Here is a 7,407-nt window from a genome sequence, read left to right as displayed (position 1 = left end):
TCAGGCCTGCAAGTCGGCTTCGTGATTCGAAACCATCCGGTAGCCCAGAGTGAGCACCGGATTAAATAGATGCCCCCGGCAGTTCGTGCCGTCGATTCAGGATGGGTCTACGGTGTCGCGAAACCGTTGCATATTGGGCAAAAGACAGATATTTGTGAAAGGCGTATTCGAAATGCAAGTGAAAAGCTGGTCTGTGTTTCTCGCGTAACGATTGCCGTGCTTGAGACTCCGCCACAGTATAAGCCTCAGGATAACAATATGGCTTATTACATAGACATTCGGATTCTTTCTGCAGGAGGCCGCAACCTTGCTCTTGTTGCTGTCTGTTGTTGAGAAACGGTCTGAAATAGCCGCGACGGCTGTAGAGATTGATGTAGTAGTTGTCGCTGTCTTAGTGGCAAATCACGGCCCATTTGTTGAGAAAACCCGGCTGTTCAAAAAACGATTGCGATAGTGCGGCCTCATGTTGCCACTGAGAACACCATAATCATAATGATCGGTAATCAGTTGGTCTGGTTGGCAATGGCGTAGCTTGTCGAAGTTTGGGGCGGGCGATACTGGCGCTCGGAAATATAGGCTATGGCCAGCTGGAGGCTGAGGCGTCGTGGCTGAAATCTTTATATAGCAGCGTACTGACGTGTTCGCCATCGGGGTAGAAAAAGGTCATGCATTGGTCGCTGAGTAGCTGGTGTTGTAGTCAGTTGAGGAAGTAATCGAAGAACGCCAGGGTGCCCGGCGATTCCAGTAGCGTCAGTTGTTGCTCGGTGGGTGTGGCTGATCCATAGGGATGGATGCTCGTTGTTATTGTTGTGATGCAAATCTGATTGTTGTTCAGTGTAATCAATTTTGACTGGCTGGCTGTCGTTATTTTTGGGGAACAGGCAAGGGCATGGCAAGCAAGAGTAGGAGCCGTATTTATATCGGCGACAACCCTCCTGCGTGGATATATCCCGGTAGAAGGTGGCTTGCCGCCGATATGGGTGATGATTGGTGTTGGTTACTGTACCGCGTCCAGCACTTTGCGGAAGGTGGCAACGTCTTCGGCGCTGAACTGGCCAAAGACTTCAGTCTGACGGTCGTTAGCTACTTTCCATAAGGTTGCTGCCTGTTCGATACCGGCGCTGGTCAGGCTGAGAGTGTCGTCGCTGGCGACAATCCATTCCTTGCGCTTGAGGGTATCCAGTGCGGCTTGCAGGTCCTGATCCGGCATACCAAGACGTTGTTCCAGGTCGTTGGCGGCCAGGCTGCCGAAGTCGTTCAGGGTCATGATCATGCGCGCTTCGATCGTGCGCAGGCCGGTGGCCAGTTGCAGCGGTTGGTAGCTGGCCTGATAACGTTTTACCCCTTGAATCATCTGGTAGTAGAGGTTGTCGTGCAGGCGCTGGGCGTTTTTCTCTTCGCCTTGGCTGGAGGCGTCGGAATCTTTCGGTTTGACTCCGGCGTGGGGAATCACGGCGGAGTAGGCTCCGCCGTGGTACAGCAGGGGAGCGCGGCCAATATCGTCGAAGGCGACGACTTTACCTATTAGAATCCAGTGGTCGCCACCGTCGATACGCTGGTAGTTTTCACACTGAAAGCGGGCGGCGCAGTCGGGTAACAGGGGGGCGTTTCCCAAGCCTTGCTGATAATTCACCTCAGCGAACTTGTCGTCGGATGGACGGGCGAAGTGGTTCGACAGGTTGATCTGGTCGGCAGCCAGTACGTTGACGGCAAAGTGGCTGGCTTGCCCGAAAATCTCGACGCTGGAGGAGTTTTTCATGATGCTCCATAGCACCAGTGCGGGGTCGAGGGAGACGGAGTTGAAGCTGTTGGCGGTGACGCCGGTTTGCACGCCGTCCGGGGTGCAGGCGGTAATGACGGTAACACCTGTGGCGAAGTTACCGAGGGCGCGGCGGAAGGCTTTGGGATCGAAGGCTGTGGTCATGATGAGTATCCTGGCTGGTTGGCCTGGTGTCACAGGCTCTGGTTTTTATATGGGGGCGGATGTCGGACGCGAGTCTGGAGTCATACCTCAGATGCGCCCGACGTCAGACAAAACAATCACAGCAGCGCTGGGTCTGGCTCCATGCCTAGCAGTTCACGGCCGATAATCTGGGCGCATACGTCGTAATCGGTGTAGGCGTGGGCGGCGGTCATGTTGGACTCGCGCCACAAGCGCTGGCCTTCCCGTTCGTTGTACCAGTTGGAACCGCCCATTACTGCCCACAGGCGGTTAACGGCTTCGATACACATCTTGATGGCGTAGGCCTGGTTGGTACGCCAGTGTGCCAGGGTGTAGCGGTCTGGGTATTGGTGACGCTCGCTGTATTCCTTGTGTTCGTTCCAGGTTTTTTCCAGATAGGCGCGAGCGGCGCAGACTTGCTGGTAGGACTCGGCCATTCGCAGCACCGGGGCGATCGATCCGGCGACCTTGGCACCGGTATAGGCGCGGACGCGGTTTTTGGTGATGTCCTGATATACCTCGATCATGCGTTCGGCCACGCCCAGGCTCATGGCAGCAAAACCACAGGCAAAGTACGGTCGGTACGGGGTGTGGTAGATGTTGCTGTCAGGGTACAGCTCGCGGCCAACATGGCGGCCTTCCATCATGTCTTTGGCGGCCTGAATGCGGCGCTCGGGAACAAAGACACCTTCGATCCGGGCTGTTTTGGTACCGGAGCCACACATACCGGCGGCGTGCCAGTCGTCGATGATGGTGAATTCGGCTCTGGGAATAATGGCGAAGCTGTAGATTTTTTCGTCGTTGACCATGCGGTTGAGGCCAACCAATATCCAGTCGGCGTGGTCCACCCCGGAGCTCCATTTCATATCACCGGTAAAGATGATGCCGCCGTCGGTTTCTTCGTAACGGCCAAAAGGTGCAATCGAAGACGATGCTACGACATCGGGGTTGTCGCCCCAGATCTCGTTCTGGGTTTCTTTGCTGAACATCGCAATCTGGTGGTTGTGGGTACACAACAGGCTGTAGCCCCAGGCGGTGGAGCAGCAAGCCCCAGCCAGTGCGGCGATGCAGTCGGTGAATTCCGGCAGGCTCATTTCCAGACCACCGTAGGCTTTCGGCAGAAATGCCCGGTTCAGGCCGATGCCATGCAGCATGTCGATGTTTTCTTGGGGAATCATGCGCATTGCTTCTGCCTTGGCTGCATTGGCGCGGATGGCAGGGAGGATGGCTTGCAGCTTGTCCAACATGGGGTTGTTTGTCGTCATGATATTCAGCCTTGTGTCTGTTGTTTTTATATCAGCAAGGTGTTGTCTGATCGGATCAACACGGTGGCAGCGGTTGGTTGCTGCGCTTTGATGAATGAATTATTGCGACAAGTGCGGTGAGGGAACATGACGTTTTCTCGCTAAAAATGGTACTTTTCTGTTTTGACCGATCATGGCGATTTATTGAATGTCGGGAAGGGGTGGTTTCTGATGGCGATGATGTCCATGGCGAAGCAGTCACCGTTTTGCTGCTATAAATCAGAGTGATGGCCAGAGCTGGTCTGGTGAGAAGTTGGTGAGAAGTTGGTGAGAAGTTGGTGAGAAGTTGGTGAGAAGAGTCTGATCCGGAAGTGGCAGGCCACTTCCGGTGCCGTAGTCTTGCTTATAAACGGCTTTCACCATACGCCAGCTTGGCAGCTTCAGAGGCCTGCGGAGCCGGAACGGCGTCACCGGTTTGTGGTGTTACCGGGAAGATAGCATTGATTTGCCCTGTGGCAGAGCTACCAAAATAAGGCGTCACAACCTCAACCTTGCCGTCGTAATCCGACCAGCCCAGTGCTCCCAGCAGCATGGCGGTATCGTGCATAAAGCCTTCCCCATGACCCTTGGCAGCGTATTCCGGCAGCATGTCACAGAAGGTTTTCCAGTCGCCGTTTTCCCACATCTTGATCACTTCTTTATCCAACGTTTCCAGTAATGGGCTCCAGACTTTATCGGCAAAATCCGGGGCTTGTCCGTTCTGGGCAAAGCGGTGTGACAATGAGCCGGACGCCAATATGGCGACAGTGCCGTCGTAATATTTTTCGATCGCTTCCCGGAAGGCCCAGCCGAGGCGAGCGCTATCGTTCAGGTAGTGAACGGTGCACAAGGCAGAGACACAAATCACTTTGTAATGGTTGTCGGTGTTCATATAACGCATGGGAACCAGAGTGCCGTATTCCGGTGCCAGTGTGGTGGCATCGTGTGCCAGGGCGTCGATGCCATGTTCTTTGCAGACCTTGGCCAGCAAGTTACCCAACTCCGGGTTGCCGTTCAGGTTATAGGGCATGTTGCTGATAAAGTGCGGCAGTTCGTTGCTGGTGTAGGTGCCTTCCCAGTGCGGGGCACAGTTGATGTGATAACCGGAGTTGACCAGCCAGTGGGTGTCGAAGACGACGATGGTATCGACCCCCAGTTCCCGGCAACGACGGTCGATTTCGAGATGACCGTCAATGGCGGCCTGGCGGCACCCTTTGCGTGGGCCTTCCAGTTCCGACAGGTACATGGAAGGGACGTGGGTGATTTTTGCTGCGAGTGCGAGTGTGCCCATGGTTGTTATCCTTGTTGTGTGACAGCCACGCCATCAGTATGGCATTGGTAAAGTCGTGTTGTTATTAACGGGTTCTGGCGACAGTCCGTTGTCGCCGTAGAAACCAGGAATAGCCATGGCAAGCCATTGCCATAATGGGAGCCGTGACCATGCAGCCCATGAATACGACCAGCCCCTGATGCATAAGCCAAGGGGTGATCTGGGCCATCACGGCACCGGTGAGCAGTTGTATAAATCCCATTAGCCCCGACGCGGTACCCGCGGCGGTATTGGGAAAAGCCAGAGTGCAGCCAATGGCCCCGGATTGGGCATTGGGCTGACTGAGGCCCCGGCCAAGTGTGACCAGAGACATCGGTACAAACAGCGTCCAGAGGCTGAGTGACTGTTGCAGGGCGAACCACCACAACCATAATGCGCCCAGCAATGACAAACTGTTGCCCAGCATGACCATGTGATCGATGCTGAGTGTTTGTGCCAGCCGGGTGGATAGAAAACTGCCGGCCATAAAGGCCAGCGAAACGACCAGAAACCAGCTGCCAAACTGCGCCGAGTTGCCCCCCAGCTGGTCCACAACGATATAGGGCGAACTGCCCATAAACATATAAAACACCGTCGCGATAAAGGTCGTAGAGAGCACGTAACCAAGGTACTCCGACGAGCCGAGGACTTGTCGATACTGGGAGAATACTCGTCTTGGGGATAGACCGTTACGGGTTGTCTGGCCGGTTTCTGGCAGCCATTTCAGAGCCGCCAGGGCGACGCCGATGCCAATCACCAGCGGCAATATAAAGGTGCTGCTCCAGCCAAACCAGAGATTGAGAAAACCGCCCAGGGCCGGGGCGATGGATTGGGCAATAGCGATCGCCATGACCATATAGCCCATTTTCCCGGCTGCGCCCTGACGGCCGTGTATATCCACAATGATAGTGCGCGCCAGCGACATGGCCGCACTGCCACCCAGAGCCTGTAACACCCGTCCGGCAATCAGCAGGGTGATATCATTGGCGCTTGCGGCCAATACACTGCCAGCTACGTGCAAGGCCAGCCCCCATAACAGCACTGGTTTGCGGCCGTAATGATCCGCCAGCGGCCCGGAGAGCAGCTGGCCAATGGCCAGAGTGAGCAGGTAGGCGGTAAACGTCAGCTGAATGATGTGAATGTCGACGCCCAGATCCCGTGCAGCATCCGGCATGGCAGGCACAAACAGATTCAGTGCCAGCGGGCTTGCCAGCGCTACAGTAGAAAGCAGCGGTATGGGGACGTGGGGGTTGTTCACAGCGGTTCCTCGTATGGTTTGGTGGCCTGGCCATTAACACCGCAAGCGGGAGGCATGGGCCACTGACGCTACGTGTTCGGGTTGCGCAGGACCATCAAGCGGATTTCGGTCATGTCCTCGATGGCGTAACGCACGCCTTCGCGGCCAATGCCGGAATCCTTTACCCCGCCGTAAGGCATATGGTCGACGCGCCAGCTGGGGACATCACCAATGACTACGCCACCGACTTCCAGCTCGTCCCATGCTTTTTGGGCTTTGTAGATGTCTTTGGTGAATATGCCAGCCTGCAGGCCAAAATCAGAGTTGTTCACTTCTTTCAGTGCGTCGTCGAAGTCGGTGAATCGGCTCAGAATAGCGACCGGGCCAAAGGCTTCCTGGGTGTTGACGTTCATGTCGGCCGTGACATCGCACAGCAGCGTGGCTTGCAGCATGGCACCGTCGCGCTCGCCGCCGCACAAGACGGTGGCACCACCGGCCTGGGCTTCGGCTATCCAGGTGTGCAGCCGGATGGCTTCTTTTATGGAAATCATCGGGCCAATAAAGGTGTTTTCATCGGCCGGATCGCCATGTACCAGTGCGCCAACCGCTTCGGTCAGGCGTGCTTTGGCGTCGTCGTACAGACTGTCGTGCACCATGATGCGCTGCACTGAAATACAGCTCTGGCCAGACTGGTAATAGGCCCCGAAAACAATCCGGGTGACGGCGTCGTCGAGGTCGGTGCCTTCGTCAACGATACAGGCCGCATTGCCCCCCAGCTCCAGAACCACCGGTTTCTTGCCGGCCTTGGCTTTCAGTGCCCAGCCAACTTCCGGCGAACCGGTGAAACTTAGCAGTTTGAGGCGGTCGTCGGTGGTGAACAGATCGGCACCATCACGGTGACAGGGCAGAATCGAGAACGCCCCTTTGGGCAGGTCGGTCTCGGCCAGGATTTCACCAATAATCAGTGCGCCAACCGGGGTCAGTGAAGCGGGCTTAAGGACAAACGGACAACCCGCTGCCAGTGCCGGAGCTACTTTGTGGGCGGCCAGATTAAGCGGGAAATTGAACGGCGAAATAAACGAACAAGGGCCGATCGGTACCCGTTTCCATTGGCCACTGTAGCCTTTGGCGCGGGGGGTAATGTCCATCGGGATCACTTCGCCGTAAATACGAGTGGTTTCTTCGGCGGCGATTTTGAAGGTGTCGATCAGGCGGGTGACTTCACCGCGAGCATCCTTGATCGGCTTGCCTGCTTCCAGACACAGCGCCTGGGCGATTTCTTCAAACCGTTCTTCAAACCGGCGGACGCAGTGATAAATGATCGCCTGGCGTTGGTAAGCTGGCATCTTGCGCATGGCTTCGGTGGCGTCGACCGCTGCCGCAATGGCTTTATCAATGGTGTCAACGTCGGCCATGGCGACGCGGGTAGCGACTTCGCCGGTGTATTTGTTGGTTACGTCCAGATCCTGGTTTGGAGCCATTGGCTCGTTGGCCAGGTAATAGGGGTAGGATGCCTGCAACATGGTTGAGCCTTCTGTTCTGTATTGAGTGGATGAGCTTGCCGGGCATTCTGGCCCGGTGCTGGAACTTCTGGTCTTGTTTTTATTTTAATGAATATATTAAGTAAAATATAATT

5 protein-coding genes are annotated in these 7,407 nt (G+C 55.7%); all 5 read right to left on the bottom strand.

Going from position 1 to position 7,407, the window contains the following annotated elements; genetic code table 11:
- Positions 1 to 997: 997 nt before the first annotated feature.
- Positions 998 to 1,924 carry a p-hydroxyphenylacetate 3-hydroxylase reductase component gene (locus tag Q4551_RS06230; protein WP_303432554.1) on the bottom strand — a complete coding sequence of 309 codons (927 nt, stop codon included), beginning with the start codon at positions 1,922 to 1,924 and terminating at the stop codon, positions 998 to 1,000.
- A 116-nt stretch (positions 1,925 to 2,040) separates the two neighbouring features.
- Positions 2,041 to 3,207: a p-hydroxyphenylacetate 3-hydroxylase oxygenase component gene (locus Q4551_RS06225; RefSeq protein WP_303432553.1), complete on the bottom strand. Its 1,167-nt coding sequence runs from the start codon at positions 3,205 to 3,207 to the stop codon at positions 2,041 to 2,043.
- A 382-nt stretch (positions 3,208 to 3,589) separates the two neighbouring features.
- Positions 3,590 to 4,516 carry a 3,4-dihydroxyphenylacetate 2,3-dioxygenase gene (gene hpaD, locus Q4551_RS06220; RefSeq protein WP_303432552.1) on the bottom strand — a complete coding sequence of 309 codons (927 nt, stop codon included), beginning with the start codon at positions 4,514 to 4,516 and terminating at the stop codon, positions 3,590 to 3,592.
- Positions 4,517 to 4,580: 64 nt separating this feature from the next.
- The gene (locus tag Q4551_RS06215; RefSeq protein WP_303432551.1) at positions 4,581 to 5,792 is read right to left on the bottom strand and encodes a multidrug effflux MFS transporter; all 1,212 of its coding nucleotides are present in this window, start codon (positions 5,790 to 5,792) and stop codon (positions 4,581 to 4,583) included.
- Positions 5,793 to 5,860: 68 nt separating this feature from the next.
- Positions 5,861 to 7,294 carry an aldehyde dehydrogenase family protein gene (locus tag Q4551_RS06210; RefSeq protein ID WP_303432550.1) on the bottom strand — a complete coding sequence of 478 codons (1,434 nt, stop codon included), beginning with the start codon at positions 7,292 to 7,294 and terminating at the stop codon, positions 5,861 to 5,863.
- Between the last annotated feature and the right edge of the window lie 113 nt (positions 7,295 to 7,407).

Source organism: Oceanobacter sp. 5_MG-2023 (genome assembly GCF_030548165.1).
Classification (GTDB): domain Bacteria; phylum Pseudomonadota; class Gammaproteobacteria; order Pseudomonadales; family Oceanobacteraceae; genus Oceanobacter.
The sequence above is the reverse complement of the archived record's forward strand: the minus strand, read 5'-3'. Positions and strand labels throughout refer to the sequence as shown.

Bases quoted from the DNA above. Each gene is read 5' to 3' on its own strand.
- hpaD (WP_303432552.1), bottom strand. From the start codon at position 4,516: ATGGGCACACTCGCACTCGCAGCAAAAATCACCCACGTCCCTTCCATG.
- Q4551_RS06210 (WP_303432550.1), bottom strand. From the start codon at position 7,294: ATGTTGCAGGCATCCTACCCCTATTACCTGGCCAACGAGCCAATGGCT.
- Q4551_RS06225 (WP_303432553.1), bottom strand. From the start codon at position 3,207: ATGACGACAAACAACCCCATGTTGGACAAGCTGCAAGCCATCCTCCCT.
- Q4551_RS06230 (WP_303432554.1), bottom strand. From the start codon at position 1,924: ATGACCACAGCCTTCGATCCCAAAGCCTTCCGCCGCGCCCTCGGTAAC.